Annotated in this window: 2 protein-coding genes; both read left to right on the forward strand. The window is 64.3% G+C overall.

The features are described 5' to 3' along the window. Nucleotides 1–217 precede the first annotated feature (217 nt). Complete coding sequence (locus FFK22_RS42050) at nt 218–481, forward strand: hypothetical protein (protein WP_143957029.1); 264 nt, start codon at nt 218–220, stop codon at nt 479–481. A gap of 19 nt (nt 482–500) precedes the next feature. Next, nucleotides 501–748 (forward strand): hypothetical protein (locus FFK22_RS42055; RefSeq protein WP_221939318.1); only part of this gene is annotated, 248 nt, incomplete at its 3' end.

The following is a 748-nucleotide window of genomic DNA, read 5'->3' on the forward strand; positions in this document are numbered from 1 at the left end:
CGGTAAGTTTGCAGCAGGGTTGGGGCCGCAGATCTGCCACGGCACTCGCCGCGACAGCCCGTATCAGGCGCCCGCACTTCGAATGATTTAGGGGGTTAGTTAACCCAAAGCTACCCGTCGGCAACTTCGCCAGGTTCCCGACTTTAGGCAAGGTGGGGGTGTCGAGGTATCGAGACCTCGATCCACGATCACCCAATTGCCTGCAGGGGAGGTTCATATGGTCGCGTCACGGGCCCATGCGCGCATGGTGAGCGGATTCGCCGCCTGCCTGCTATGTCTGTTCGCTGGCGGTGCCTCGCCTGTCGTCGCTCAGGAAGGTGCCGGCGCGAGTGTGTTGATGACGGGGACCGCCACGGTGCAGACGATCGATCTCGAGAGCCGGATGGTGACGCTCAAGGAAAGCGACGGCCGCCTCCTGACAATCCACGCTGGGCCGCAGGTGGTCAATCTCCCCCAGGTCAAGCCCCGGCGACCGCGTTAACGTCAGCCGCCATGAAGCCGTGGCCATCGATGTGACCAAGGCGGCGGCGGGTTCGGTGCCGATGGTGATGCAGACGGCAGATATCGCCCGGGCCGAACCAGGGGAACTCCCCGCCGGCGAAGCGTCGATCGTGACGAAGGTCACGGCCCAGGTCGTCGGCGTCAGCCCCGCTGAGCACAAGGTCATGTTCATCGGTCCGGCCGGCGTCGTCCGCACGGTCATCGTCAAGAGGCCGCAGGTCCAGCAGTTGCTAAATCAGCTGCAGGT

Source organism: Mycobacterium sp. KBS0706 (genome assembly GCF_005938675.2).
In the GTDB taxonomy this organism is placed as follows: domain Bacteria; phylum Pseudomonadota; class Alphaproteobacteria; order DSM-16000; family Inquilinaceae; genus Inquilinus.